Source organism: Bacillus sp. LQ01, assembly GCF_057624735.1.
This window is the reverse complement of record NZ_JBYEZL010000002.1, coordinates 673,115-699,139: the sequence shown is the minus strand read 5'-3', so window position 1 is coordinate 699,139 and position 26,025 is coordinate 673,115. Positions and strand designations below refer to the sequence as shown.

Sequence of the window (26,025 nt, the reverse complement as noted above, 5' to 3'; positions counted from 1 at the left end):
CTTCTCTCTCCTTATGTACGATAACAAGCGTTTATTTTCACATATTCATAGCTTAAGTCACAGCCCCAAGCTGATCCTGTCTCTTCTCCTAAGTGTAAGTACACATTAATGACTATTTCATCTTCTTGTAATCTCTCTTTCATTTCTTCTTCAGAAAATGTTTGAGGCTCACTATTTTTTAATACCAATATAGATTGAAGAGTAATGTCAATTGTATTCGGACTAATAGCTACTTCACTTTGTCCAATACTGCTAATAATTCGTCCCCAGTTTGGGTCTTCACCATGTATTGCTGTTTTCACAAGACTCGAACCGACTATTTGCTTTGCAATTTTTTTTGCCTCTTCATTCGTTTGAGCTCCTAGCACATTTACTTCTATTAACTTCGTAGCGCCTTCACCATCTTGCGCAATTTTTTTTGCTAAATCTTCACATACCTTCTGTAAAGCACATACGAAAGTTTCCCAATCTGTATGTTCCATATTTATCGGCCTTGTTTCTGATAATCCACTTGCCATAACGATGACCATATCATTCGTAGAAGTATCTCCATCTACCGTAATTTGATTAAATGTATGATTCGTAATTTGGGATAATGCCGTTTGCAATACGTCATGCTCTATATGAGCATCTGTCGTAATAAAACTAAGCATCGTTGCCATATTCGGATGAATCATCCCTGAACCTTTTGCAACACCCGCAATCGTCACTTTCTTCCCATCAATAATCATTTCATAGCAAGTTTCTTTCGTTATGAGATCCGTCGTTAAAATTGCTTCAGAAAAAGAATATGCTTCACTTTCTTCCTTCGTCGGTATAAGAGTTGCAACTCCCTTTCGGATTATATCCATCGGCAGCGGAACACCAATTACACCTGTTGAAGCTACTGCAACGTAATTTTCTTTCAATCCAAAATGTTCCGCCCCTAATGTGCGCATCTCGTATGCGTCTTGTAATCCTTTCATTCCAGTACAAGCATTTGCATTTCCACTATTAACGATAATTGCTTGTAACTTCCCTTCTGCCGTTATACTATCCTTCGTTACTTGCAAAGGGGCTGCTTGTATTTGATTCGTTGTATACACAGCGGCACATGATGCTGGTACGTCACAAACGATTGCCCCTAAATCCTTTTTCTCCTTTTTCAGACCATTTGCAGTACCAATTGCCGAAAAGCCTTTCGGCGTTACAATTGAACCATTTTCTAATTTTGTAATAGACGCTACTTTAATCATCATGTCCCCCTTATAGATAAAGCGGCATATGTTGTAAACCTGTTGTCTCTTCTAGTCCCGCTATTATGTTTGCATTTTGAATCGCTTGCCCAGCCGCGCCTTTCATCATATTGTCTATAACAGAAACGACCGTAACTCTTTCTGTTCTTTCATCGTAAGCTATGCCAATATCACAATAATTTGAGCCTCTCACTTCTTTTGGACTTGGAAATTTCCCTTGCGTACAAATTCGGATGAAAGGCGATTGTTCATACGTTTCTTCATACAATTTTTGAAGTTGCTTTATTTCCATCTTTTGTTTTACTTTTGCATAAAGTGTAATCATGATTCCTCGTGATATCGGTATTAAATGTGTGCTAAATGTAATTGGCTGTAATTCACTATTCCATTCTGTAAGCATTTGCTCAATCTCTGGAACGTGCTGATGCTGGTTTACTTTATAGATGTGTAAGTTATCGTATAGCTCAGGAAAATGAGTCATTGTTGTTGGTGTTTTACCTGCTCCTGATACCCCTGATTTCGCGTCAATAATAATCGAATCTTCTTCAATCCTGCTACTACGTACTAACGGTGCTATCGCTAGCAATGTGGCTGTAGCAAAACATCCTGGGTTTGCAATTAAATTTGCCTTTTGAATCTCAGTCCTTTTCCATTCACTTAACCCATACACTGCTTTTCTAAGAATTTCTTCTTTCGCTGCTGGCCTTTTATACCACAGTTCATATGACGAAGGATCTATCATACGAAAGTCTCCAGATAGGTCAATTACTTTTAAACCTTCTGCTAATAACTTGGGAGTTAACTCCGCCGATACTCCTGCTGGTGTTGCTAGAAATACGATTTCTGCTTCTTTCCCTATTGTCTCCACATCAATTTCTTGTAACGTATGAACGAGGACATTTCGAAGATGCGGATATACATTTGTTATACACTCACCAACTTGTGAAAAAGAATGAAGAGATGCTATAGAAAAATATGGATGTTGTTCTAATAAACGAATTAACTCAATGCCCCCATATCCAGTGGCTCCAATAATTGCGACTTTCATAAGTTCCTCCTCAAATCGATTCTTTAAATTAAGTATGATTATAATATTGTATATTTATAGAGTCAATTAAATATTTATAAATTTTTAAAAGTAAAAAAACTTAATTTTACTAGAAAAATATTACACACAACCGAATTTTTATACAAAAATAGTGCATGGTAGTTTTTTTATTTCACTTCAAGTACAATAAAACAATACATACGTACATACAGGCGGGAAAAAATATGAACGAAAAATTAATTGAGAAAATGATTATAAAAAGTTTTCAGCAATATCAATGCAGTCCAATATCAAAAGAAGATCAGGAAATGCTAGTGAAACATATTCAAACGGTAACTCATTCAAATATTGAAATTGATTTATACGAGGAGATTGAGGATATTGTTTATGATTATGTGACTGGAAAACAATAAAAAATAGGAGATTTCCATGTGGAAATCTCCTATTTTTTACTTAATGATTTACCTGCTACACGTTCAAATAAACCTGGAAATAAAGCATAAAGTTTCGGGCCAATTCCCATCCACTTCGGTAAGTTTACTTCACGTTTTTTCGTGTGCATCGACTTTACGATTTGTTCTGCTACGTATGTTGGTTTTAACATGTAACGTCCCATATTCTTTACATAGGTACCAGATTGATCCGCTATTTCAAAAAAGTTTGTATCTATCGGACCTGGATTAATTGCTGTAACATAAATATCTGTATTCGCTAATTCCATGCGTAAACTATTCGTAAATCCTAATACAGCATGTTTCGTTGCTGCATACGCACTTGATTTCGGAGTTGCAATTTTTCCGGCAAGGGAAGCAATATTAATAATATGTCCTTCGTTCTTGTTTACCATATAAGGTAGTACCACTTTCGTACATGCTACTAATCCAAATACATTTACTTGGAACATATCTTTCACTTCATCCATTGACGCATCTTCAAACGTTTTAAAAATACCAAATCCCGCATTGTTTACTAATATATCAATACGTCCCACTTCTTGTAATACCTTTGAAAAAACAGACTGTACTTCCATCTCTTCACTTACATCTAATACATAATAATAGCAAGGCGTATTATAAGTTTCTTTAATTTTGTCTACTAACGCTTGTAGTTTCTCTTCTGTTCGAGCCATTAATACGGGAGTCGCTCCCTGTGCTGCAACTTGCATTGCAACTTGCTCACCAATCCCACTAGAAGCACCTGTAATGACGATTACTTTATTTTGTAAACGTCCTGTCATTGCTGTCACCTACTTTGCATAATAAATCAATTGTTGCGATGATTCATCAATCATCACTTGTTGATTATATGCTAAATAGTCCAATTGTCCAACCGTTTCTGAAATAGTAAGTGGTAATTGTTCTTTATATAATACCGGAAATAGTTTTACACATACTTCAAATGCTGTCATTGGTTTTTCCTTTAATAACTCAAGCACTTTAAAAGCACGTGTTTCTTGCTTTTGTAATCTCGTTTCAATAAGTTGTTTCACATTTAGAACATCTTCCCCATGCCCTGATAAAATGCGTGAAATATTCATTTCGCTTAAACGCTGTAATGTTTGATTATATTGTAGTAATGGGCGTGCCCGTTCTGTTTGCCCTTCATATGGTGGTTCTAGTATTGGATTCGAAGAAATATGACTGATGAGAGCATCTCCACCAATTAATATTCCATCAGATTCTCTATATAAAGAAATATGAGTAGAAGCATGACCTGGTGTTTCAAGTACTATAAATCCAGGCAAAGAATCAATACGATCTCCTTCTCTCACAGTATGCGTTAACGATCTATTACAAGAATATTTAAGTGTCCTCGTCGTCAATAACGACTCGTCTTTCAAAAATGCTGCTGGCACACCAAACTGTAAGGCCGTCTCTCTAAAAAATTCATGATACCGCTTTAAAAATTCTGGATTTTGTGTGATCCAAGGCTCATTCCAAGGATGTCCAATAATATTCGTCTTCTCAGAAAATATATTTAAAAGTCCACAATGATCTGCATGATGATGCGTAATGACTACTGTTTCAATATCTTCTATCGTATGTCCTAATGCACCTAATTGACTTTCTAACGCATTCCTTGCCTCTTCTGTATTCGTCCCTGTATCAATTAATGTTAATGTCTCCCCCTCAACTAAAAACACATTCACAGTTTCCACTGCAAATGGTACAGGAATCTCCATTCGGTGAATCGCCGTCATGCTTAGCCCCCCTGTCTCTTTCCGGTTCAAAAATGAATACTTCTTCAGTTTACAACTTCTATATATATTTGTCATTATTTTCAGATAAAAAGAGGTGTTTCCTATAAAAAAACGAATGTATGTACATTTATAAGAATTTCTAACCAAAATTAAAGGAGGAACATCATGTCTATTCAAAACATTTCCTTTCTCGGTGCAGGCTCTATTGCCGAAGCTATTATTGGTGGCTTGTTACATGCAAATGTCGTTAAAGGTGAACAAATTACTGTAAGTAATCGTTCTAACGAGACAAGATTACAAGAGCTACATAAAAAATACGGTGTCAAAGGTACTCATAATAAAAAAGAATTACTTACTGATGCAAATATTCTTTTTCTAGCAATGAAACCAAAGGATGTTGCAGAGGCGCTTACCCCTTTTAAAGAATACATAAATAATAACGTGCTTATTATTTCATTACTAGCAGGTGTTTCTACTCACTCAATTAGAAAACTACTTCAAAAAGACGTTCCAATTATTCGTGCAATGCCAAATACATCCGCAGCCATTTTAAAATCAGCTACCGCTATCTCCCCTTCAAAACATGCAACAGCGGAACATATTCACACTGCAACATCTTTATTTGAAACGATTGGTCTCGTCTCTGTTGTAGAGGAAGAAGATATGCATGCTGTCACTGCATTATCCGGAAGTGGACCTGCTTATATTTATTACGTAGTGGAAGCTATGGAAGAAGCTGCAACAAAAATTGGTTTAAAAGAAGATGTTGCAAAATCACTTATTCTTCAAACGATGATTGGTGCTGCTGAAATGTTAAAAGCAAGTGACAAACACCCTTCTATTTTGCGAAAGGAAATTACTTCTCCTGGTGGAACTACTGAGGCAGGTATTGAAGTATTACAAGAACATAAATTTCAACAAGCACTTGTTTCTTGTATTACACAGGCAACGAAACGATCACATAATCTTGGAAAAACATTAGAACAACTAACAAAAGAAAAATAGAAAAAGGAGCTCAAGTTTATTTGAGCTCCTTTTTCTATAATTACACTTAGTTATTGTTCTTCCCAAAAATCTCTTCTTGCAGGCGACGACCAGTCGGCGTTGCTGCAAGTCCACCTTCTGCTGTTTCACGAAGTGCTACTGGCATCGTTTGTCCGATTCTAAACATTGCCTCAATTACTTCATCACATGGAATTGTACTCGTTACACCAGCTAATGCTAAATCTGCTGAGATCATCGCATTTGCAGCTCCTGCTGCATTACGTTTTACACAAGGTACTTCTACAAGTCCTGCAACAGGATCACACACTAAACCAAGCATGTTCTTTAATGAAATTGCCATCGCTGTAGCTGCTTGATCTTGTGTTCCACCAGCCATCTCAACTGCAGCTGCAGCCGCCATTCCACTTGCTGAACCAACTTCAGCTTGGCATCCTCCTGCCGCACCAGAAATACAAGCGTTATTCGCAACAACCATACCGAAAGCTCCTGCTGTAAATAAGAATTCAATCATTTCTTCACGTGTAGGCTGCAATTTTTCTCTTAGTGCAAATAGTACACCTGGCACTGTTCCAGCAGACCCTGCTGTTGGTGTTGCACAAATAATTCCCATCGCTGCGTTTACTTCATTTGTTGCAACAGCTTTGCTTACTGCATCCAAAATCGTATCTCCAGATAAGCCTTTTCCACTCTTCATATACGCTTGAACTTTTACAGCATCTCCACCAGTTAAACCAGTTGGTGATTTCACGCCGCGAATACCACGTTCTACTGCTTGCTCCATCACTACTAAGTTCTTTTCCATACCAGCAATTACTTCTTCACGTGAAATACTTCTTGTTTCCATTTCACATTGAATCATAATTTCTGCGATTTTTACATTTTGTTCTTTAGCTTGCGCCACTAGTTCCGCTGCGTTCCGAAACATGGTGTGTCCCCCCTGCAATTATTCCATAATAGTTACTTGACAAATATTTTGTTGCGCTTTTATTTCTTCAATTACTTCATCTGCTAATAATTCATCTGTTTCGATGACCATAAGCGCTCTTCTTCCTTTTTCTTTACGAGATACACTCATCGTACTAATGTTAATCTCATGTTTCGCAAGGATTGAAGCTACCGCTGCAATAGCACCAAAGCGATCGTTATTTACAATAAGTAGTGCTGGGCTCGTGCCTGATAATTGAAGATCGAATCCGTTTAATTCTACAACTTCAATTTTACCGCCACCAATTGAGCAAGCAACAACTTCAATTTCATCTTCACCTTTATACAAACGAATTCTCGCTGTATTTGGATGAGGTGCATTGGCATCTTCTTCAATGAATTCCACTTCAATTTCGCGCTCTTTTGCTATTTCTAGCGCCTCTGGAATACGTAAGTCATCTGTTTCAAATCCTAATATTCCACCGATTAGTGCTACATCCGTACCATGCCCTCGATACGTCTTTGCAAATGATCCATATAACGAAATGCTTACTCTTTCTGGTTCATGACGAAACAGCTGGCGAGCAACTTGCCCCATTCTTGCCGCGCCTGCTGTATGTGAACTTGATGGTCCAATCATAACTGGACCGATAATATCAAATACTGAGCGATACTTCATCATAACTCCCCCTAAACCTCTATGAAAAAAATTTATTCTACTATTCTATTAAGCTGCTACATCTGTCGCTTTTCCAGTTGTACCACGAATTTGTTCTGCTATACGAATTGGATAGTTTTTGAATAAAAGTAATCCAATATAACCTGAAATAATACCAGTTATCATAATACATAAGAATCTTAGCATTATTTTCATTTAAAAATGATACAAGATAATCCACAATAAAGTCTGGTAGCAATCCAAAGTTTAACACAGAAGCCATTGCAAGCATAGCATAAACAAGTGATATAACCATTGCTAATGCAACTAAATTTGCACCCGCTATTCCACCTAGACTACCTGCTGATGTTCTGAACTCTTTTAAAGAGTGGTATACCAATTAAATCTCCACCACCTTATTAATAAAAAGCTTCAACTAAGGAACTTGCAATAGATACACTCGCTAATCATATCGTTTAGCTAAAAAGTGAAAAAGACTTATGACAAATAATAGTAATATCTTTCCTATTATAATTCTCGTGTTACTCTCTCATGATTTAGTCAACTTCACTTGTTACGATAATGACTAAAATACATGTGACTTATCATAAATTATAATCTGCCCTCATTATAGCTTGTTTTTTATAAAACGCTTACTTTTGTTGAATTTTAAAAGTTCTGAATAAAAGTCCATTTCTGCTATTTGTATCACTTGTATGTCATCTGACTTATATAACAGTTTTTCTAAATAATCATTATTTCGTATTTTTATCCTTTATATTCAAACCATCCTAATTTTCTGTATCATCCAAGTATAAGTATAAAATAATAACAGTTTTATTTTTAAATTTTTTTAGACATAAAAAAATGGTAACCCGCCGTTACCATTTTTTATAAAATTATCATTTTTCTACTGGGAATGATTTCAAATCCGTCGCTATTTCTGTATTAGAAAACAACTCTCTAGCCTCTTTCAATAATTCCTTATATGTATCTCCTTGATAGCGAGAACTAATGTGAGTTAATATTAGTCGCTTCGCATTTGCCTGAAGTGCAATGCTCGCAGCTTGCTTAGATGTAGAATGAAAATAATCATACGCTTGTTGCTCATCTTCTGCTGCGAAAGTCGCTTCATGGACAAGTACATCTGCATCTTGCGCAAGCTCCCTACTCGCTTCGCAATATCGCGTATCACCTAAGATAGTAATAATTCTTCCTTTTTGAGGTGGGCCGATAAACTCATTTCCATTTAATATCGTGCCATCCTCTAATTCAACTGCTTCACCATCTTTTAAACGTTTAAAGATTGGACCTGGTTTCACACCCATCTCAAGCAACTTATCAACTAAAAGAGCACCTTGTATATCTTTCTCTACAATACGATACCCAAAACATTCTATACCGTGTGACAATCTTTTCGTTTCTACATAAAATTCATTATCTTCAAATACGGTACCTTCTTCTGTTATCTCCACAACTTCAAGTGGATATTTCACATGTGTCGTACTTACCGATAATGCCACTTCAATAAATTGTTTAATTCCTTTCGGTCCATACACCGTTAAAGGCGTAGTTCCTCCTTGAAATGAACGGCTACCTAATAAACCAGGCAATCCAAAAATATGATCGCCATGTAAATGCGTAATAAATATTTTTTCAATGCGGCGCGGACGTACAGATGTATGTAATATTTGATGTTGCGTGGCCTCGCCACAATCAAATAACCAAGTTTGTCCTCGTTCTTCTAACAATTGTAAAGCAATTGCTGAAACGTTCCTTCCTTTTGAAGGAACACCTGCACCAGTTCCTAAAAATACAAATTCCACTTTCTTTCCTCCAGCTCTAAATATACTCTATCTCTCATCTTACGGAATGTTATTTCAAATGGCAAATTGAATTTACATAACCAATCATCTAGACAACTATATAACACGAACGTTATACTTAAAAAATTTAGCCATCGTTCGTGTTTTATGGTAAAATGATTATACTACATTTTAAGGGAGCGTTTTATTATGAAAGAAGTATTTCGTTTACAAACTGATTTTTCATCTTCATTTGATCGCTGGGTAAGTTCTTTCGTGTCTGATCACCCAGCACAATTAGAATGGACAACTTTAAAGGAATTAATCCATGAATATACAACATCACATACAAATGATACGTTACCAGCATATATTTCTTCAGCTTTAACATATTACGCCCAACGTGTTTCAACTACAAACAGTTCAGAGATTGTTATTTTTGAAAACCCTACAATCTCGTAATCTATAATAAAAAAGCACTGGTTACAGTGCTTTTTTATTTATACTTATTTAACAAATGATCATATTCCGTCCAAAAGTCGGTATACATACTTCGCTCAAACTCATTTGAAATTATCTTTTCACTTGATTTATTAAATAATTCTTTTGCTTGTAGTGCAAAAGAAGCAATTTGTTTTCTATATTCATTTTCATTCAATTCTATATGAAGTCCTTCATAGTAGATAGCCTTTTGATTAGTAGAAATAACTTTGACAAAGTCCTTTAAAATCACGTTTTCACCTATATGGTTTATAGTCCAATGAATTGAAATTGGGCATCCTAACATGAGCATAGTGCCACATCCGTGCAAAATAAGCCCCGCTTCATTTTCAATATCACAAATATATTCTTTATCTAAAGTTCGTAACAAAGCTAAAGCTGATTCACTTATTCCCCATTCCTCATCCATACCTGTCTGCGTAATAATCGTTCCAGCCACATTTAAATATATTTCTCCATGAGAACATAAATCTTCATGCTCATTAAACAACCATTTTTGATTCTCAATATTTATAATAAAATTTTGTGGTCCCATTACAAATTCCCCTTTTATAAAAATATTTTTTCCATATTATTCATAATCAATATCATGCATTTCATCCCACATATCTATTATAAATCTGTTTAATATTTTAAAAACACAGATAAAAAAGATATTGACACTACGATTTTACAGTGCTAACATTCAACATGTAATTGAATATGGTCTCTGTTAGGTGAGGCTCCTGTATAGAGAAACGCTGCTGCCCAAAAATGTCGAGAGACGCCAATGGGTCAACAGGAAAGGTCGGAATGAAGGCCTTTTTTAACGTAGCTGGTTTCAGTACCTATGCTATACAGTGCTAAAACTCAACGAGGGAGAGGTGCATGTATTTTGTCATACACAAAAACTGTTTTTATTTATGTCTACTAACAGTCTTTGTTGTGGACTCTTTTAACTGCGAATTCAGACCTTTACTCGTTTTGAGTAAAGGTCTTTTTACGTCTATATGCACCTTACTATGAAACAAACATAGCATATTCAGAAACTACTAAATTGTACGGAGGTGAGGAACAGTTGGCAATTGATGATTCGGCCCAGATACCCATACGTTTTACATTCATATTTCATCATGTAGGTAGGAAAGAAACTGTTCCTCACCATTTCAAATAGTTAGGTAACAGATTGTTTCCTCCTTCATGACAGAGGAGGAACTACCGATGTTTAATTTACAAAGACAAGAAACAAAGCATGCTTATGAGCAAGATAGCATGAAAACAAATAACGAATTATTAGTGGAGGTTGCAACACAAGATGTAAGCTCTGCGTTAAAACTTTTAGAAACAACACAAGATGGATTATCTAAACAAGAAGCGTCTCGTAGACTTTCTTTATATGGTCCGAATGAAATAGCTCATAATAAAATGGCGCCGTGGTACATTCAATTTCTATTGGCATTTAAAAATCCATTTATTTTCGTTTTATTAGCTCTTGGAGCACTCTCCTTTTTCACAGATGATATGCAAGGAACGATTGTCGTATCTGTAATGGTCCTACTTAGTGCAACGATTCGGTTTTCCCAAGAATTTCGTTCTCAAAAAGCTGCCGATAAGTTAAAAGCTATGGTTCGAACAACTGCGAGCGTATTTAGAATAAATGGATTTGTACATGAAACAAAAAATGTAAAGAATTTAAACCGAAATTACACAACAGAAATTCCAATTGAGGAACTTGTACCTGGCGATATTATTTCCCTTTCAGCTGGTGATATCGTTCCAGCTGATGTGCGTGTTGTATCCGCTAAAGATTTATTTGTTAATCAATCTTCTTTGACAGGGGAAGCACTTCCTGTAGAAAAATACGAACACTGCTACCATACAGAAAATAAGCATATCTTACCGAAAAACATGAAAAAAAATTACAATCCACTCGATATGGAAAACCTTTGTTTCATGGGAACAAATATTGTAAGTGGTAGCGCAAAAGCTGTTGTCATCTCAACAAGTACCGATACGTATTTCGGCTCTTTAGCAAATAAGGTAATTGGAAAGCGTGTAGAAACAAGCTTTGATAAAGGTGTAAACAAAGTAAGCTGGCTCTTAATTACATTCATGCTTATTATGGCACCTATCGTCCTTCTCATTAATGGATTCACAAAAGGAGATTGGCAAGAAGCTTTCTTCTTCGCTATTGCCGTTGCTGTTGGCCTTACACCTGAAATGTTACCAATGATTGTAACTGCTAATTTAGCTAAAGGTGCCGTTAACATGTCTAAACAAAAAGTAATTGTAAAACAGCTAAATTCTATTCAAAACTTAGGTGCTATGAACATTCTTTGTACAGATAAAACCGGAACTTTAACAGAAGATAAAGTGGTCCTTGTTCGTCACTTAGATCCCAAGGGAAATGAATGCAATCGCGTCTTGCAATTTGCCTATTTAAATAGTTTCTATCAAACTGGATTGAAAAATTTAATAGATAAAGCTGTTATTAAGCATACAGAGGAAAACAATAAATTTAATCCATCAGCTTTTCAAAAGCTAGATGAAATTCCATTCGATTTCGCCCGCCGGCGTATGTCAGTTATCGTAAAGGATATTTCAGGTGAACATACAATGGTTTGTAAAGGTGCCGTAGAAGAAATTTTATCAATTTGTAACTACACCGAAGTGGATGAAAAAGTCGTTCCACTCACCGAGGAAATACGTTCAAATGTCAAAAAACTAAGTGAGACATTAAATAGTGAAGGTATGCGGGTTATTGCTGTGGCTTATAAAAAAGATAGAAGAATAAATGATACAGAGTACGCAGTAAAAGACGAAACTGATATGATTCTCAGTGGATATATCGGCTTTTTAGATCCACCGAAACCATCTGCAGCAGCTGCAATTCAAGCATTACAAAAACATGGTGTACAAGTGAAAATTTTAACTGGCGATAACGAAATTGTTACAAGAAAGGTTTGTAAAGAAGTTGGATTAGATATCGGCGAACCAATCCTCGGTTACGAGATTGATTCTTTACCAGATAAAGCATTAGCAAAACTTGCTGAAGAAACGACTGTATTTGCGAAGCTTAATCCAATGCAAAAATCTCGTATTATACACGCATTACAAGGAAATGGACACACTGTAGGTTACATGGGAGACGGCATTAACGATGCTGTAGCATTACGTGAAGCTGATGTCGGAATATCTGTTAATACTGCTACTGATATTGCGAAAGAAGCTTCCGATATTATTCTACTCGAAAAAAGTTTAACTATATTAGAAGCAGGTATTTTAGAAGGACGTACTACATTCGGAAATATTTTAAAATATATTAAGATGACAGCTAGCTCTAACTTCGGTAATGTGTTTAGCGTGTTAGTAGCAAGTGCTTTCATTCCTTTTTTACCGATGCTTGCCATTCATCTTTTAATTCAAAACTTACTTTATGATATTTCACAACTTTCTATTCCATGGGACAAAATGGATAAAGAGTTTCTAGAAAAACCACGAAAATGGGATACTGCAAACTTACGAAGCTTCATTATTTGTATCGGCCCAATTAGTTCCGTATTTGATATTATCACATACGTAGTCATGTGGAATGTATTTGGTGCAAATACACCGAGCGAGCAATCATTATTCCAGTCCGGTTGGTTTGTCGTTGGATTGTTAACACAAACTTTAATTGTTCACATGATAAGAACACAAAAGATTCCATTTATTCAAAGCACTGCATCAACACCAGTCGTTTTATTAACCGCTCTTATTATGGCAATCGGGATTTATATTCCATTCTCACCACTTGGTGCAGCCGTTGGTTTGCAAGCATTGCCACTTAACTACTTCCCTTGGTTAGTAGGAATACTATTAGGCTACGCTTTTTTAACACAGTTCCTAAAAAAGCTTTATATTAAAAAGTTTCATAGCTGGTTGTAAAAATAAGAATGAGTGGGTATTCCCCGCTCATTCTAAAAAACATAACACATATTTATATATGGAGGTGACCATGATGGTATGGTACGACATTGTATTCAGATTAGTTATCGCAATTATTGTAGGAGCTTGCATTGGAATGGAAAGACAATGGAGACACCGAATGGCTGGGTTACGGACAAATGCTCTCGTATCACTTGGTGCCTGTATATTTGTTTTATTATCCGTCATGCTTGATCATGATGCTAGCCCATCCCGCATTGCTGCTCAAGTCGTTAGTGGCATTGGCTTTTTAGGGGGTGGCGTTATTATCCGCGATGGTTTTAGTATTAGAGGGCTAAATACGGCAGCTACTTTATGGTGTGCAGCTGCTGTCGGTACTCTTACAGGCGCCGGTTTCCTCGTTGCAGCTATATTAGGTGCAGCCGGCGTGTTACTAGCAAATATACTTCTTCGCCCAATTGCTCTTTTTATGAATAAAAAATCAAAAGAAGAATCACCAGAACAAACGAACTACTTACTTTCCCTTACTTGTTCAGAAGAACATGCAGCACATATTCGTTTTTTACTTATGCATATGGTAAGTACAGAAGGGCTCCGTTTAAAAGAATTGTATAGTGAAGATGTAGATTCTAATCAAAAAGTTTGTATACAGGCTACATTACATTGCAAGACAAATGCGGCTATCTTAATTGAAAAAATAGTAAGTAGAATGCTATTAGAGTCTGGCGTTACTGGAGCTGGATGGAAGACTTCTTTAAATTTAGAAGCGAGTTAAATAGGAAAGGTGTCATGATTTTACTACTTCATGACACCTTCTACATAAACTTATTTTCTAACTTTTGTTGAAACGACTTCTCTTGCTTACGTAGTAGTTGACTACCTCGTTGTAAAATCGGTGTTCCATACTTATCATTAATTTGATCAATGACAGCAAGTAGTGGCTCTTTTTTCGCATCCTCTTCAAATGAAAACAAATCTAATTGTTTCACCGATTCTGTCTTCCACTCTATTTCAGTAGCTGTAACACCTAGTAAACGAACGGAATCACCATCCCAATGTTGCTTCCATAAACGGGATGCTGCTTGAAAAATATCGCGTTCTTCCCAAATTGCATTTTTCAATTGCTTACTCCGTGTTACTGTTCGCCTATCATGGTATTTAATCATAATTTGAATATTATAGCTGACAAGGGTTCGCTTTTGTAATCTTTTACTCACTGATTTTGATAAACGTTCTAACATATCAAGCAATTCTTTCTCTTCATCCATATCCTTTGAAAAAGTCATCGAGTTACCGACACTTTTATGTTGGCCCATTTGACTCGGATCCACTTCCCTATCATCCGTACCTTTTGCACGCTTTTGCAAATCAATACCGTGCTTCCCAATTTTAGCGCGAATGATATGCTCGTCTCCCTTCGCTAACTGTTCAATTGTATGTATATGAATTTCATTTAATTTTTCAGCTGTTTTTTCTCCAATCCCATGCATTGCTTCAACTGGAAGTGACCAAATCATTTCTGGAATATCACGTTTTCGAAGTACGGTAATACCGAGAGGTTTTTTCATATCAGAAGCTGTTTTTGCTAGGAAAAGATTTGGAGCAATTCCGATACTACACGGAAGCTGCAACTCTGTTAATAGTGCTTGTTGAATCATCTTTGCTATTTCAAGAGGCGAACCAAGTGCGTAGCAATCTGTAATATCTAAATATCCTTCATCTATTGAGACTGGTTGTATCTTTTCTGTAAAACGGGAAAGGACTTGAAACATTTGAAATGAAGCTTCGCGATATAATGTGAAATTAGGACGCCTTACAACTAATTGCGGGCATAACCTTTTCGCTTCCCAAAGGGGCATCGTCGTACGTATTCCGTATTCTCTCGCCTCATAACTACATGTTATAATAATTCCTTTTCTCTCTTTTTCATTTCCAGCAACCGCTAATGGCTTTCCTTGTAATGATGGATCATGAGCAATTTCAACAGATGCGAAAAAGCAATTCATATCTACATGTAAAATAACACGACCATTTTTCGGATACATTTCTCGCATAGTACTCACTCCCTAATCAGAACGTTCGTTCTTTCATTATATCAAATTTTGCACAATAGTTATAATAATTACTTGTTCTTTTTTATAATCGATATAAAGAGGATATATATGTGAAAGGGTCTGATTATGATGAGATCAACTAATAAAGTGAAACTTTAATCAGCCCTCACCTAAATTCTTTACTTTCGCTGAATTTTGAGGTGGGGGGGGCTTACTGTCCGGCAAATAGCGGGATAAACTCAATTATACATTCCTTGTAGTTATATTAATCATTGCAATTAATTATTTACTACTTCCGATTTTCAATATGAATACGTTAGGATTATTCCTTCGTCTAGTACATGTAGCAACAACGTATATACTTCCATAGGTTTTCTTATATTGGCTTATACGTCTTGTCAAAGCAATCGAATCAAAATAAAAAGCGTGTAAATCACAATTGATTTACACGCTTTTTCTATTCCATTACTTCGCTACTTCTTCAATAATTGCAACAACTAATTCTGCTGTTTTTGCTAATTCTTCAACAGGAATCTTCTCGTTTGTTGTATGAATTTCTTCATAACCAACTGCTAAGTTAACTGTTGGGATACCATGTCCTGCAATTACGTTTGCATCACTTCCGCCACCACTTTGGTGAAGAGAAGGTGTACGACCAATTTTTTCAGCTGCACGTTTTGCAACTTCTACAACATGATCACCATCAGCAAATTTAAATCCTGGGTACATAACGTTTACTTCAACGTCTGCATGCCCGCCCATTTCTTTTGCAGTTGTTTCAAATGCTTCTTTCATTTTCGCAACTTGTGCTTCCATTTTCTCATTGATTAAAGAACGAGCTTCTGCAAAGATTTGTACATGATCGCAAACGATATTCGTTTGTGTACCACCTTCAAAACGTCCAATATTTGCAGTCGTTTCAGAGTCAATGCGACCAAGTGGCATCTTCGCAATTGCTTTCGCTGCGATAGTAATTGCAGATACACCTTTCTCCGGCGCTACACCAGCGTGAGCTGTTTTCCCGCGAATAATTGCGTTCACTTTCGCTTGTGTTGGAGCTGCAACAACGATTTCACCAACTTTTCCATCGCTATCTAATGCGTAGCCATATTTCGCTGTAATACGCTCACGGTCTAATGCTTTTGCACCAACAAGACCTGATTCTTCTCCGACTGTAATAATAAATTCAATTTTACCATGAGGGATATTTTTCTCTTTTAAAACACGGATTGCTTCGAACATTGATGCTAATCCAGCTTTATCATCCGCACCTAAAATTGTTGTACCATCTGATACGATATATCCATCTTTAATAGAAGGCTTAATTCCATTACCAGGAACTACTGTATCCATATGAGAAGTAAAGTAAATTGTATCAACACCATCTTTTGTTGCTGGTAAAGTACAAATTAAGTTACCTGCACCATGACCAGTTACAGCCATTGTGTCATCTTCAAATACTTCTACACCTAAATCTGTAAATTTCTTCGTTAATACTTTGCAGATTTCTGCTTCAAATTTCGTTTCAGAATCTACTTGTACTAATTCCATAAATTCATTTACTAAACGTTCTTGATTAATCATAAGACTGCGCCTCCTGCACTACCATTATGTATGTAACACTATTAATTATAACAGAATTTCGCAAAAGTTTCGAAATACAAGACAAAAAACAGATGGTTTACATGTCTAGATAACCATCTGCTTTCTATTACTCATTTAACAATACCCAGCGCATATGATCTTCCCACACGCCATTTACCATTAACATCTTCCTAGATACGCCTTCATATTGAAAACCTATCTTCGTTACTACTTGTATAGATGCTAAATTACGAGGCATAATCGGAGCTTCTATACGATGTAACTGAAATTCCCCAAAAGCAACTTGAATTGCTTTTCTAAGCGCTTCTGTCGTATACCCTTTGTTTAACTCTGCTTTATCTAATTTATAACTGAGTACACAAGATTGATAAATGCCACGAACGATTAAATTAAATGAAATACACCCAATTATTTTCGTATCATCACCCTTTTTAAAAATCCATAGTCTGATGATTTTCCCTTCTTCGAACTCTTTTCTATCCTTTTGCAACTTTTTCTTTTGATAATCTAGCGTAAAAAAATCATCCGGTCTATACTCTTCCCAAGCTTTTAAAAATTCACGATTTCTGTCGTAATATTGAAGAACTGTTTCAGCATACGACTCATCAATTTCCCTTAAGTATAAACGATCTGTTTCGTATATTTTCATCATCGTATCTCCATTCTTCAGCTTGCCCAACTAAAAATTAACAATATACCCTTTTACTATATTCTCTACACACTCTCAAATTTCCTGTTATATTTTGCAATCCCCTCCCGAATTTTGTCCTCACTCTCCCCTTGTCCATAATTTCATTTCTCGTTACAATGAAATTGTACTGATTTGCAAGGAGGTATAACGATGCATAAAAAAGCTCAAAAAGTTATGGTTTATGTGATGCTAATTTCTATGCTTGTAACAACATTACTTGCTGGCGCGAGTATGTTTTGGTAAAAAGGGCGATGTGTTCGTCCTTTTTTTACTTTTTACACATAACAAAATAAACCATCTCGACATCGAGATGGTTTATTTTATATAAAACACAATCGCTACAATACTAAAGGAAAATGACATTACAAGCGCTATTACAAAACTTGTATATTGTTTCTGCTGAAATGCCCCAATAACAAAAGTGAGATTAAGTAATGCCATACATACAATCGCTACAAGATAAGAACATATATTAAAAGTTGCCAATATGAATGTAATAACAAATAGAAATCCCATAAAAAACTGCATATACGAAAGTTTTGGATTCAAGTACATATGAGCAACCCCTTTATCTAATTTTATCTTTCTATACTCTCATTAACGCACGGTTATGTACACATGTCAAGACAACTTATTATAATAGAAAAAGCCAACCTTTTCGTTGGCTTTTTCATATGCAACGGCTCCTTTTTCTTTTGCCAATTGCTGAAATGATTTTTTCGATTTCACAATCCATACTTTCGTTCCAATTGGAATGCGATCAAACAAATATTCCACATCGTTTTTCTTCATTCTTATACACCCTTGTGAAATATACTTTCCAATTGAACTCGGTTGGTTTGTTCCATGTATTCCATATTTACTTCCATCAGTTCCTCTTGCATTAAATCCAATCCACCTTGACCCAAGTGGATTTTTTGGCGATCCACCTGGAATATCCTTCGCAATGTAATACGGATCCTTTGCTTTCATTACAACATCAAAATTTCCTTCTGGAGTTAATTCATTCGTTTTCCCTGTCGCTACTGGAAAAATCTTTTGAATCTTTCCATCGTCAATGTAAGCTAATTTATTCGTTGCTTTATTTACAATAATAAAAGGATCTCCGGCACGTGGATTATCCCCAAGAGGCCAAATCGGCGATAAAGAAAGACATAATATGATAGAGAGAAGATACGGCATAGATAATTCCTACCTTCTATATAAGTTCTTTTATATTATCCTTTCCCTTAAAGCGACTTTTAATGAGTAAATATTGTTCCATTTCATACACAAGTTGAACAAGTTTCGCACGTATCTCAAATTCTTCGCGTGTAGCTGGCAATGGCATGTCTCTAAATAATTCCCTCATTTCTTGAAGCTGCCTTAAGGAAATAACGCCAGTACTCTCAGGGCTAATAGCATTACCAATGTTTTCAACAACATCTGCAATCATGTCAGCTTGTTCATATGTCCACGATAAAGAAGCTGCTAGTGGTATCATTCGCTCTAAAATTTCGAATTGTTGCATACGCATATTAAAATAACGATAGTAATAATCATCTTCTCGCATAAATGCATTCTCAAGTTTTTTAAACGATAAATCTCTTGCTTCATTTAACATATTCTCGGTTTCAATGAGTTCTGCTCCACTCCAACTACTTTCTCGATTTCGTAAATACACAACCATTTCAAACAAAATCGTTTTAAAATTATTCTCTATTTTATCCTGATACTCTTTTAGCTTATTTTCACTACTCGGCATATACATATTTACTAATAACGCCACGCTAATCCCTATCGTTAATATAGCAATTTCATTTCCAACTATAAGCCATGTAATTTGCTTCAATGAATATAGATGCATAACAATAACTGAACTCGTGACAATACCTTCTTGAATTTTAAGCATTACTGCAGTCGGAATAAATGTAAGTAACAATATGCTAATTGCAAGTGGTGTATAGCCAATCGTTTCAAAAATACAAAACGCGAATGCCATTGATAATACACACGCTAGAAAACGATGTAACGACACTTGAAGTGATTTGCGCTTCGTATTTTGTACACATAAAATAACTAAAATGCCTGCTGAACTATAAAATTCTAACCCTAATAACTGAGCAATAAAAACTGCCGCACCTGTCCCTATTGCTGTTTTTACTGTACGATATCCAATTTTAAACATATCATTACTCCTATATGTATAAACGTATTTACAGCTAGTATAAAAAAAGGATGACACAATGTCATCCTTTTCTACTTATTATTCACATAACCTTTTCATATTACAATATTTTTTGTAAAAATTGTTGCGCACGTTCACTTTTCGGCGCTGCAAAAAATTCTTCTGGCGCACTATCTTCTACAAGCTTTCCTCCGTCCAAGAAAAGAACACGATCTGCCACTTCTTTTGCAAAGCCCATTTCATGTGTAACGATAGCCATCGTCATTCCTGTCGTAACTAACGATTTCATAACTTCTAACACTTCTTTCACCATCTCTGGATCTAGCGCCGATGTCGGTTCATCAAATAACATAACTTCCGGTTCCATCGCTAACGCTCTTGCAATTGCTACACGTTGCTTTTGTCCTCCCGAAAGACGATTTGGATACGTATCTTTTTTATCTACTAATCCAACCTTTTCTAAAAGTTTCTCAGCTTTCTTTTCAGCTTCTTGCTTCGTTACCCCTTTTACATTGATAGGAGCATACGTAATATTTTCTAATACAGTCATATGAGGAAATAAGTGAAAATGTTGAAATACCATACCGACATTTTCACGAACATGCATAACATTCGTTTTCGGATTCGTTACTTCTTCCGTCCCAATCCAAATGTGACCATCCGTTGGTGCTTCTAACATATTCATACAACGTAAAAATGTTGATTTTCCTGATCCAGAAGGCCCTATAATTGCGACTACTTCCCCTTTTTCAATTGTTGTTGTAATTCCTTTTAATACTTCGTTTTTACCAAATGATTTATGAAGGTTTTCAATTTTAATCACTTTTCTTCATTCTCCCTTCAATTGCCTTCCCGACTAATGTAAGAATAATGACTAACATATAATAAATCAGTCCAACAAAAAGTAATGGTTCAAGATATTTAAATGTCTCACCGCCTACAATGTAAGCACGACGCATTAAATCAGTCGCGCCTATTACTGTTACTACAGCCGATTCTTTCGTAAGTGTCGCAAATTCGTTCACAAGCGCTGGTAATATATTTTTTAATGCTTGAGGGAAAATAATATTTCTCATCATTTTTCCGTACGGTATCCCTAAAGCCATTGCTGCTTCTGTTTGTCCTTTATCAACCGCTTGAATACCAGCACGAATTACTTCTGACATGTATGCACCTGAATTCAAGCTAAATGCAAGTACAGCAGCTAAGAATGCTGGTATTTCATAACCAATTATTTGTGGGACGCCGAAATAAATAATCATTAATTGCAATACAAGGGGTGTACCACGAAAAATTGATGTATAAAAATCTGCTGCTATATTTAATGCTCGTATTCTAGCAATTTTACAAAGTGCTAATAGCGTTCCTAAAATAAATCCTGCTAAAGCTGATACTGCTACAATTTTCAAAGTAACTTCTAAACCTTTTAGTATATATGGTATCGAAGGCGTAATCGCCGAAAAATCTAAGTTCATTCTTTTCATTCCCCTCACAGAAAAGTGAAAGGCAGCTTATTTTCCGCTGCCAAACCATTTCTTCACTAATTTATCCATTTCTCCATTTTCTTGCATTTTTTTAATTACTTTATTAAATTCAGCTGTTTTATCACTGTTTTTCGGAAGGGCAATTGCTGCTCCAACTTCTTCTGGTGCTTCTTTAATTTCAATTCCTTGTAAATCTTTCATTTTCTCTAAATAATTTTTAGCAACTGTATCTTCTATAATTGCAGCGTCAAAACGACCAGCTTTAATTTCTTGTACGATTTCTGGTATACGGTCACGTCCCTCAACTTGGAAATCTACTTGTTTTTTAAATTCTGAAGCTTTCTCTTCTTGAATAGACCCTGTTTGTACCCCTACTTTTTTCCCTTTTAAATCCTCTACAGATTTAATGTTAGAATCCTTTTTAGAAACGACCATATTTTTCGCAACAAAATAAATATCTGTAAAATCAACATTATTTTTACGCTCTGCAGTTGGCGTCATACCTGCCATTACGAAATCAACTTTTCCTGAACTAAGAGATGCTAATAAACCACCAAAATCCATATCTTTCACTTTCACTTCATACCCAAGTTCTTTTCCGATATATTTAGCAACATCAACATCAAAGCCAATAATTTCATCGCTCTTTGACGCATCTACATATTCATAAGGTTTATAATCTGCTGAAGTTCCCATTACGAGTACTTTTTTATTTCCTTTTGTTTCTTTCGATTCCTCATTACTACAAGCGCTGAATATACTTACAATTAAAATAAGTGCAAACGATATTGATACTAACTTCTTCATCTTTCTTCCCCCTAATAATGTATATTTAAAAGTTTAATAGAATATTTATTCGATGTTTGTATTGTATCAGCACTTTTATTTTTATGCAATATATAAAATAAAAATAAATAACGAAACAATATAAACGCTGTTTGTTATGTATAAAATGATGCATAAAACAACATAACTATGCATATCTCAGAAATTTTAATAATAAATAAAAAAGGCGGCACATCCACTTGATTGTGGACGTGCCGCCTTTTCTCTTATTTTTTATAGTTCTTCACAATTCTCTTCGAAATATGATTGTAGTTTCGCAATAACTTGCATCGGTTCATGACCTTCAATTTCATGACGCTCTACCATCGTTACAATTTTTCCATCTTTTAATAAAGCAAATGATGGAGAAGAAGGTGGGTACCCTTCGAAATATTCACGCGCTCTTGCTGTCGCTTCTTTATCTTGACCTGCAAACACCGTTACAAGGTGGTTAGGACGTTTATCATAATGTACGGAATGCGCAGCAGCAGGACGAGCAATACCACCTGCACAACCACATACAGAGTTTACCATTACAAGTGTTGTTCCATTTCTTTTAAACGCTTCTTCTACCGCTTCCGGCGTCGTCAATTCTGTATATCCAGCAGAGACAATCTCTTCACGCGCTTGGCGGACAACATCATTCATAAAAAAGTTAAAATTAATCACTCTTTTCCCTCCTCTAAAACTACCTATTTGTATCTTACCAGTTAATGTTTATGAAATACAAGTAAGTTTACTTGTATTTAAGTATAGAAAAGGTGTTAGAGCTCTTGCTCTAACACCTTTTCTTTAATGACCACGATGTTTTTGCTTTGCTTTTTGTACTTTCATTAAACGTCTTCTTTCTTTTTCAGCTTCTCGCTTCTCTTTAGACTGCAGTTTCTTTTCTTGTTTATGCAATTCATAAGATAAACTAATCGCCTCTTGCGCCTTAGTAAAACGTTTAATATTTATTTCTTTTGCTGCTTGTCGTATGATACGCTTTATGTTTTTAGGACGCTGTTTTTCTTTAACTTCTACACCACATTTTGCAAAGTGCTGAAAATGCTCTAAAAGTGAACCATTCACAAACATAAACACTTCTTCATCTGACGGTTCCGCCCCAAAAATATACCTCGCCCCATACAATTTCCCTTTTTCTTTACATGTAATGATTCCAACAAAAAATTGGCCATCGTGATATACTGTCAAATCCATTGACAGCCCCTCCTTTAAAAGATTAGAAATACGGGACATCCCGGAGGGGAAGGTTACTGACATGAAATCATGCGTCTGGACTACCAACCAGAGCTGTGTTTTTGTATTTCTTTCACTATTATTATATCTTTTTTTCCATAATCTTCATATATTCAGCAATCATTTTTTTATGCGATCCTACAATATAGTCAGGTAGTTCTGTTACTGAAAAGAATTTAAGCTGAACTGCTTCTTCTTTATTCATAACAAAATCCCCTTCGTATTCATCCGTATAATAGGCGGTTGTTACAGATTGAAATTCATCACCGTTTTCTAATTTTGTAAAGTAGTTCGCTCCAGAAAATACATTGATTAGTCGCAAGTTCTTCACTTTTATTCCTGTCTCTTCATATACTTCACGATAAGCTGTTTCTTCTGGTGATTCACTAAGCTCCATTAGCCCGCCAGGTAGCCCCCATTTTCCGTACGGCTCTGTCCGCTGCTGCAATAAAACATATCCATTTTCATTTATAACGAGTACAACAGCACCAACTAAAATTAAAGGGCGATGACCAACTATTTTTCGTAATTCTTCTACATATCCCACCGTATCGCCTCCTTTTTCGTTGTCCACACTATTGTATCATATGTACGAAACGACAAAATGCGTATATTTTTCATTTTTTTAACAAAATATTTATTTTATGTGATTCATCTACTGTAGCTAACATAATAGATTCGACTTCTGTACTCTCCTCTAGAAATTCTCTCGCCCACGCTTCTGTTTTTCCTAATAATGCAAGAACATCTTTCTGTATCCTCCCATCCTTTACTAATACAAAAGAAACTGGAGATTTTTTTCCCGCCACTTTAAGATCAAGCCGCGAAACTGCTTCATATTCTGGATACCGAAATATAGAAACGACACCGTTTGCTTCCCATAATGCTAATTTAATCGTTTGAATATCGCTCACATTTCGCATACGAAGTTCCGAAAACAAATATTCCAAGGTAATTCTCGCCTTTTTCAAATTGCTAAAATTAATGGAACCATTGTGTATAAGAATAATAGGTGCAGGCTCTAAAAAACGTCTCCATCTATCCCATTTCAGCATTAAAACTGAGCTTATAATATGAAGTACAACAAGTATGAACGTTGTAATCATCGATCCCAGTAACCCTACTTTTTCATCAGACAATGCGTTAGAAATATTTCCACCAAGCAATAACACTAATACAACATCTAAAAAACGAAGTTGTGCGATAGACCTTTGCCCCATCGCTTTCGCAACTAATATTAAAAATATGTATGCTATAATAGCCCGAATAACCCATTCACTATTAGAAAGATGTCGTGCTCCTTCAAAAATATGCATATGCATCACTTTGCACTCCTTACCCGTCTCAAACTGCTATCCTGTTTTAGTTTGCAACGTTTATGAGCATATATGTAAAAAAGCTGGTTCGTTTAAAAACGAACCAGCTTTTTTTACTTAACTGAAAACATATATTTTTTATAAGTTTTCCGTACCGATAATATGAGCCCCATCATAATCATATTTGAGAATAAGGAACTTCCCCCATACGATAAGAAAGGTAATGCAATACCTTTTACAGGCATTAATCCAACGATCATACCAATGTTTTGGAATATTTGAACTGTTAATATACCGATTGATCCAGCGCATAATAATGTACCAAATAAATTATCAGCGGAATAACCAATAATAATTGTTCGATATAGTAGTAATAGGAACAAGAAGACAACTAAGGCTGCTACGATAAATCCACCTTCTTCGGCAATTGTAGCGAAAATAAAGTCAGTATGCTTCTCTGGAATATAGACGCTTCCTCCCCCAAACCCTTTACCTTCCATTCCTCCACTACCTACAGCTAAAATCGATTGCTGTGTTTGATAACCTTGATCTGCATTTTCAAATGGATTTAACCAACCTACAATACGCGACTGTTGGTGAGGCTTTAGTAAAGTAACTAAATTATTATAGAAAAAGTCTTGATACTTAAAGAAAATAAATATTAAAGCAGATAATATGGTCAACGGAATAACTGTACATAATGCTATCAATTTCTTTTGAATACCTGACATAAATAAAATACATGCAATAGCAGCAGCATATAAGAACACCATACCTGTATCAGGTTGACTATATACAACCGCCATAGGTGGAAGTGACACTAGCATAATTTTACCTACTAGCTTTAAATCTGTTTGGAATGTCCTTGCCATATACTGTGCATTATGTTTCACTGCTATACTCGCTACTACAAGTAGCAATGCAATTTTGAAAAACTCAGACGGCTGAATTTGCCCAAATACTGGGAAAACAAACCATCTTTTTGCACCTAATTTTTCAGGTGTAAAACCTGATGGTGGTAATACTTTCAAAAGAATAAGTGAAGCAAATCCAGCAATATAAAGCGGCCAAGATAATTTTTGCAATTGATCTAAGTCGATGCTTGCAACAAGAAGTAACAATACAACCCCAATTATGTAGTTAACACCTTGTTTCATAGCAAAGTTTGCAGCTCCATACTGTCCCGTTTGCTGACTGCTATATATAGCAGCTATACTCGTCACACATAGTGCACACAAAATTAAAATTAATTTTACATCTAAACTTTTTAGAAACTCGGTACTTCTTTTCATGACATCCTCCTGAAACATTGTTACGGCAAAAATAAAAAACCAGGAGTCAACATTCTTCATGTTTTGACGA

The 26,025-nt window shown here is 35.7% G+C and carries 28 protein-coding genes and 1 riboswitch; of the genes, 6 read left to right on the top strand and 22 right to left on the bottom strand.

Annotated features, from left to right (window positions below):
- Positions 1–11 precede the first annotated feature (11 nt).
- Positions 12–1,235: a bifunctional glutamate N-acetyltransferase/amino-acid acetyltransferase ArgJ gene (argJ, locus tag AC22L0_RS16070; RefSeq protein WP_000598389.1), complete on the bottom strand. Its 1,224-nt coding sequence runs from the start codon at positions 1,233–1,235 to the stop codon at positions 12–14.
- A gap of 10 nt (positions 1,236–1,245) precedes the next feature.
- Positions 1,246–2,283, bottom strand: coding sequence for an N-acetyl-gamma-glutamyl-phosphate reductase (argC, locus tag AC22L0_RS16065; RefSeq protein ID WP_000861251.1), 1,038 nt, complete (start codon positions 2,281–2,283; stop codon positions 1,246–1,248).
- Positions 2,284–2,507: 224 nt separating this feature from the next.
- Here argC and AC22L0_RS16060 point away from each other — a divergent pair, with 224 nt between their 5' ends.
- Positions 2,508–2,696 carry a YqzH family protein gene (locus tag AC22L0_RS16060; RefSeq protein WP_001003222.1) on the top strand — a complete coding sequence of 63 codons (189 nt, stop codon included), beginning with the start codon at positions 2,508–2,510 and terminating at the stop codon, positions 2,694–2,696.
- A 29-nt stretch (positions 2,697–2,725) separates the two neighbouring features.
- Here AC22L0_RS16060 and AC22L0_RS16055 read toward each other — a convergent pair whose 3' ends face one another.
- Together AC22L0_RS16055 and AC22L0_RS16050 are read right to left on the bottom strand one after the other, a co-directional pair.
- Positions 2,726–3,520 (bottom strand): SDR family NAD(P)-dependent oxidoreductase, encoded by a 795-nt coding sequence (locus tag AC22L0_RS16055; RefSeq protein WP_000147793.1) that lies wholly within the window; start codon positions 3,518–3,520, stop codon positions 2,726–2,728.
- 9 nt (positions 3,521–3,529) lie between these two features.
- Positions 3,530–4,483: an MBL fold metallo-hydrolase gene (locus AC22L0_RS16050; protein WP_000125118.1), complete on the bottom strand. Its 954-nt coding sequence runs from the start codon at positions 4,481–4,483 to the stop codon at positions 3,530–3,532.
- Between the two features lie 165 nt (positions 4,484–4,648).
- Here AC22L0_RS16050 and proI point away from each other — a divergent pair, with 165 nt between their 5' ends.
- Positions 4,649–5,488, top strand: coding sequence for a pyrroline-5-carboxylate reductase ProI (gene proI / locus AC22L0_RS16045; protein WP_000027253.1), 840 nt, complete (start codon positions 4,649–4,651; stop codon positions 5,486–5,488).
- 46 nt (positions 5,489–5,534) lie between these two features.
- Here proI and sdaAA read toward each other — a convergent pair whose 3' ends face one another.
- From sdaAA to rnz, 3 genes are all read right to left on the bottom strand, one after another.
- Positions 5,535–6,413, bottom strand: a complete 879-nt coding sequence (gene sdaAA / locus AC22L0_RS16040; RefSeq protein WP_000489461.1) for an L-serine ammonia-lyase, iron-sulfur-dependent, subunit alpha — start codon at positions 6,411–6,413, stop codon at positions 5,535–5,537.
- Positions 6,414–6,431: 18 nt separating this feature from the next.
- Positions 6,432–7,091, bottom strand: a complete 660-nt coding sequence (gene sdaAB / locus AC22L0_RS16035) for an L-serine ammonia-lyase, iron-sulfur-dependent subunit beta (protein ID WP_000877445.1) — start codon at positions 7,089–7,091, stop codon at positions 6,432–6,434.
- A gap of 881 nt (positions 7,092–7,972) precedes the next feature.
- The gene (gene rnz, locus AC22L0_RS16030) at positions 7,973–8,896 is read right to left on the bottom strand and encodes a ribonuclease Z (protein ID WP_000397453.1); all 924 of its coding nucleotides are present in this window, start codon (positions 8,894–8,896) and stop codon (positions 7,973–7,975) included.
- A gap of 189 nt (positions 8,897–9,085) precedes the next feature.
- On the opposite strand from rnz, the gene AC22L0_RS16025 reads away from it, so the two are divergent.
- Positions 9,086–9,337, top strand: coding sequence for a DUF3932 family protein (locus AC22L0_RS16025; RefSeq protein ID WP_000665709.1), 252 nt, complete (start codon positions 9,086–9,088; stop codon positions 9,335–9,337).
- A 34-nt stretch (positions 9,338–9,371) separates the two neighbouring features.
- On the opposite strand, the gene AC22L0_RS16020 is transcribed toward AC22L0_RS16025, so the two are convergent.
- Positions 9,372–9,911: a hypothetical protein gene (locus tag AC22L0_RS16020; RefSeq protein ID WP_000529164.1), complete on the bottom strand. Its 540-nt coding sequence runs from the start codon at positions 9,909–9,911 to the stop codon at positions 9,372–9,374.
- Positions 9,912–10,077: 166 nt separating this feature from the next.
- Positions 10,078–10,245, top strand: a riboswitch (M-box (ykoK) riboswitch).
- 331 nt (positions 10,246–10,576) lie between these two features.
- On the opposite strand from AC22L0_RS16020, the gene mgtA reads away from it, so the two are divergent.
- Complete coding sequence (mgtA, locus tag AC22L0_RS16015) at positions 10,577–13,282, top strand: magnesium-translocating P-type ATPase (protein WP_000482691.1); 2,706 nt, start codon at positions 10,577–10,579, stop codon at positions 13,280–13,282.
- Positions 13,283–13,355: 73 nt separating this feature from the next.
- Positions 13,356–14,057 (top strand): MgtC/SapB family protein, encoded by a 702-nt coding sequence (locus AC22L0_RS16010; RefSeq protein WP_487272337.1) that lies wholly within the window; start codon positions 13,356–13,358, stop codon positions 14,055–14,057.
- 40 nt (positions 14,058–14,097) lie between these two features.
- On the opposite strand, the gene AC22L0_RS16005 is transcribed toward AC22L0_RS16010, so the two are convergent.
- The 3 genes from AC22L0_RS16005 to AC22L0_RS15995 form a co-directional block, all read right to left on the bottom strand.
- The gene (locus tag AC22L0_RS16005; RefSeq protein ID WP_087967330.1) at positions 14,098–15,336 is read right to left on the bottom strand and encodes a DNA polymerase IV; all 1,239 of its coding nucleotides are present in this window, start codon (positions 15,334–15,336) and stop codon (positions 14,098–14,100) included.
- A gap of 465 nt (positions 15,337–15,801) precedes the next feature.
- Positions 15,802–16,920 (bottom strand): tripeptidase T, encoded by a 1,119-nt coding sequence (locus AC22L0_RS16000; protein ID WP_000609803.1) that lies wholly within the window; start codon positions 16,918–16,920, stop codon positions 15,802–15,804.
- 127 nt (positions 16,921–17,047) lie between these two features.
- Positions 17,048–17,593, bottom strand: a complete 546-nt coding sequence (locus AC22L0_RS15995) for a GNAT family N-acetyltransferase (RefSeq protein WP_001987197.1) — start codon at positions 17,591–17,593, stop codon at positions 17,048–17,050.
- A 189-nt stretch (positions 17,594–17,782) separates the two neighbouring features.
- On the opposite strand from AC22L0_RS15995, the gene prli42 reads away from it, so the two are divergent.
- Entirely contained in the window at positions 17,783–17,875 is a 93-nt protein-coding gene (prli42, locus tag AC22L0_RS15990; RefSeq protein WP_000549040.1) for a stressosome-associated protein Prli42, read from the top strand.
- Positions 17,876–17,947: 72 nt separating this feature from the next.
- On the opposite strand, the gene AC22L0_RS15985 is transcribed toward prli42, so the two are convergent.
- The 11 genes from AC22L0_RS15985 to AC22L0_RS15935 form a co-directional block, all read right to left on the bottom strand.
- Entirely contained in the window at positions 17,948–18,187 is a 240-nt protein-coding gene (locus AC22L0_RS15985) for a DUF3894 domain-containing protein (protein ID WP_000281167.1), read from the bottom strand.
- A 66-nt stretch (positions 18,188–18,253) separates the two neighbouring features.
- Positions 18,254–18,814, bottom strand: a complete 561-nt coding sequence (locus AC22L0_RS15980) for a L,D-transpeptidase (RefSeq protein ID WP_001146562.1) — start codon at positions 18,812–18,814, stop codon at positions 18,254–18,256.
- Between the two features lie 16 nt (positions 18,815–18,830).
- Complete coding sequence (locus AC22L0_RS15975; protein ID WP_000472665.1) at positions 18,831–19,799, bottom strand: aromatic acid exporter family protein; 969 nt, start codon at positions 19,797–19,799, stop codon at positions 18,831–18,833.
- Between the two features lie 100 nt (positions 19,800–19,899).
- Entirely contained in the window at positions 19,900–20,622 is a 723-nt protein-coding gene (locus tag AC22L0_RS15970) for an amino acid ABC transporter ATP-binding protein (RefSeq protein ID WP_000590202.1), read from the bottom strand.
- Positions 20,615–21,274 (bottom strand): amino acid ABC transporter permease, encoded by a 660-nt coding sequence (locus tag AC22L0_RS15965; protein ID WP_001046915.1) that lies wholly within the window; start codon positions 21,272–21,274, stop codon positions 20,615–20,617. The genes AC22L0_RS15970 and AC22L0_RS15965 overlap by 8 nt, the downstream gene beginning before the upstream one ends.
- 36 nt (positions 21,275–21,310) lie before the next feature.
- Positions 21,311–22,090, bottom strand: coding sequence for a transporter substrate-binding domain-containing protein (locus AC22L0_RS15960; protein WP_000737665.1), 780 nt, complete (start codon positions 22,088–22,090; stop codon positions 21,311–21,313).
- A gap of 252 nt (positions 22,091–22,342) precedes the next feature.
- Positions 22,343–22,756 carry a BrxA/BrxB family bacilliredoxin gene (locus tag AC22L0_RS15955; protein WP_001979317.1) on the bottom strand — a complete coding sequence of 138 codons (414 nt, stop codon included), beginning with the start codon at positions 22,754–22,756 and terminating at the stop codon, positions 22,343–22,345.
- Between the two features lie 144 nt (positions 22,757–22,900).
- Positions 22,901–23,308 (bottom strand): YjdF family protein, encoded by a 408-nt coding sequence (locus AC22L0_RS15950; RefSeq protein WP_087967328.1) that lies wholly within the window; start codon positions 23,306–23,308, stop codon positions 22,901–22,903.
- A gap of 121 nt (positions 23,309–23,429) precedes the next feature.
- Positions 23,430–23,894, bottom strand: a complete 465-nt coding sequence (locus AC22L0_RS15945) for an NUDIX hydrolase (protein WP_000542555.1) — start codon at positions 23,892–23,894, stop codon at positions 23,430–23,432.
- 70 nt (positions 23,895–23,964) lie between these two features.
- On the bottom strand, positions 23,965–24,669 hold the full coding sequence (locus AC22L0_RS15940) for a DUF421 domain-containing protein (protein ID WP_000550964.1): 705 nt from the start codon (positions 24,667–24,669) through the stop codon (positions 23,965–23,967).
- A gap of 107 nt (positions 24,670–24,776) precedes the next feature.
- A complete protein-coding gene (locus tag AC22L0_RS15935) occupies positions 24,777–25,955 on the bottom strand; it encodes an FtsW/RodA/SpoVE family cell cycle protein (protein ID WP_000831181.1) in 1,179 nt (392 codons plus the stop codon).
- Positions 25,956–26,025 lie beyond the last annotated feature (70 nt).

What these genes read in the sequence shown, in the direction of transcription:
- AC22L0_RS16025 (WP_000665709.1), top strand. Translation starts at nt 9,086, where the DNA reads ATGAAAGAAGTATTTCGTTTACAAACTGATTTTTCATCTTCATTTGAT.
- AC22L0_RS15940 (WP_000550964.1), bottom strand. Translation starts at nt 24,669, where the DNA reads ATGCATATGCATATTTTTGAAGGAGCACGACATCTTTCTAATAGTGAA.
- AC22L0_RS15985 (WP_000281167.1), bottom strand. Translation starts at nt 18,187, where the DNA reads ATGTACTTGAATCCAAAACTTTCGTATATGCAGTTTTTTATGGGATTT.
- AC22L0_RS15975 (WP_000472665.1), bottom strand. Translation starts at nt 19,799, where the DNA reads ATGTTTAAAATTGGATATCGTACAGTAAAAACAGCAATAGGGACAGGT.
- AC22L0_RS16005 (WP_087967330.1), bottom strand. Translation starts at nt 15,336, where the DNA reads ATGCGAGAAATGTATCCGAAAAATGGTCGTGTTATTTTACATGTAGAT.
- AC22L0_RS15995 (WP_001987197.1), bottom strand. Translation starts at nt 17,593, where the DNA reads ATGATGAAAATATACGAAACAGATCGTTTATACTTAAGGGAAATTGAT.
- AC22L0_RS16060 (WP_001003222.1), top strand. Translation starts at nt 2,508, where the DNA reads ATGAACGAAAAATTAATTGAGAAAATGATTATAAAAAGTTTTCAGCAA.
- AC22L0_RS16010 (WP_487272337.1), top strand. Translation starts at nt 13,356, where the DNA reads ATGGTATGGTACGACATTGTATTCAGATTAGTTATCGCAATTATTGTA.
- argC (WP_000861251.1), bottom strand. Translation starts at nt 2,283, where the DNA reads ATGAAAGTCGCAATTATTGGAGCCACTGGATATGGGGGCATTGAGTTA.
- mgtA (WP_000482691.1), top strand. Translation starts at nt 10,577, where the DNA reads ATGTTTAATTTACAAAGACAAGAAACAAAGCATGCTTATGAGCAAGAT.
- AC22L0_RS16020 (WP_000529164.1), bottom strand. Translation starts at nt 9,911, where the DNA reads ATGGGACCACAAAATTTTATTATAAATATTGAGAATCAAAAATGGTTG.
- sdaAA (WP_000489461.1), bottom strand. Translation starts at nt 6,413, where the DNA reads ATGTTTCGGAACGCAGCGGAACTAGTGGCGCAAGCTAAAGAACAAAAT.
- AC22L0_RS15965 (WP_001046915.1), bottom strand. Translation starts at nt 21,274, where the DNA reads ATGAACTTAGATTTTTCGGCGATTACGCCTTCGATACCATATATACTA.
- AC22L0_RS15980 (WP_001146562.1), bottom strand. Translation starts at nt 18,814, where the DNA reads ATGCCGTATCTTCTCTCTATCATATTATGTCTTTCTTTATCGCCGATT.
- AC22L0_RS16050 (WP_000125118.1), bottom strand. Translation starts at nt 4,483, where the DNA reads ATGACGGCGATTCACCGAATGGAGATTCCTGTACCATTTGCAGTGGAA.
- AC22L0_RS16000 (WP_000609803.1), bottom strand. Translation starts at nt 16,920, where the DNA reads ATGATTAATCAAGAACGTTTAGTAAATGAATTTATGGAATTAGTACAA.
- AC22L0_RS15960 (WP_000737665.1), bottom strand. Translation starts at nt 22,090, where the DNA reads ATGAAGAAGTTAGTATCAATATCGTTTGCACTTATTTTAATTGTAAGT.
- argJ (WP_000598389.1), bottom strand. Translation starts at nt 1,235, where the DNA reads ATGATTAAAGTAGCGTCTATTACAAAATTAGAAAATGGTTCAATTGTA.
- AC22L0_RS15950 (WP_087967328.1), bottom strand. Translation starts at nt 23,308, where the DNA reads ATGGATTTGACAGTATATCACGATGGCCAATTTTTTGTTGGAATCATT.
- AC22L0_RS16055 (WP_000147793.1), bottom strand. Translation starts at nt 3,520, where the DNA reads ATGACAGGACGTTTACAAAATAAAGTAATCGTCATTACAGGTGCTTCT.
- proI (WP_000027253.1), top strand. Translation starts at nt 4,649, where the DNA reads ATGTCTATTCAAAACATTTCCTTTCTCGGTGCAGGCTCTATTGCCGAA.
- sdaAB (WP_000877445.1), bottom strand. Translation starts at nt 7,091, where the DNA reads ATGAAGTATCGCTCAGTATTTGATATTATCGGTCCAGTTATGATTGGA.
- AC22L0_RS15955 (WP_001979317.1), bottom strand. Translation starts at nt 22,756, where the DNA reads ATGAATGATGTTGTCCGCCAAGCGCGTGAAGAGATTGTCTCTGCTGGA.
- prli42 (WP_000549040.1), top strand. Translation starts at nt 17,783, where the DNA reads ATGCATAAAAAAGCTCAAAAAGTTATGGTTTATGTGATGCTAATTTCT.
- AC22L0_RS15935 (WP_000831181.1), bottom strand. Translation starts at nt 25,955, where the DNA reads ATGAAAAGAAGTACCGAGTTTCTAAAAAGTTTAGATGTAAAATTAATT.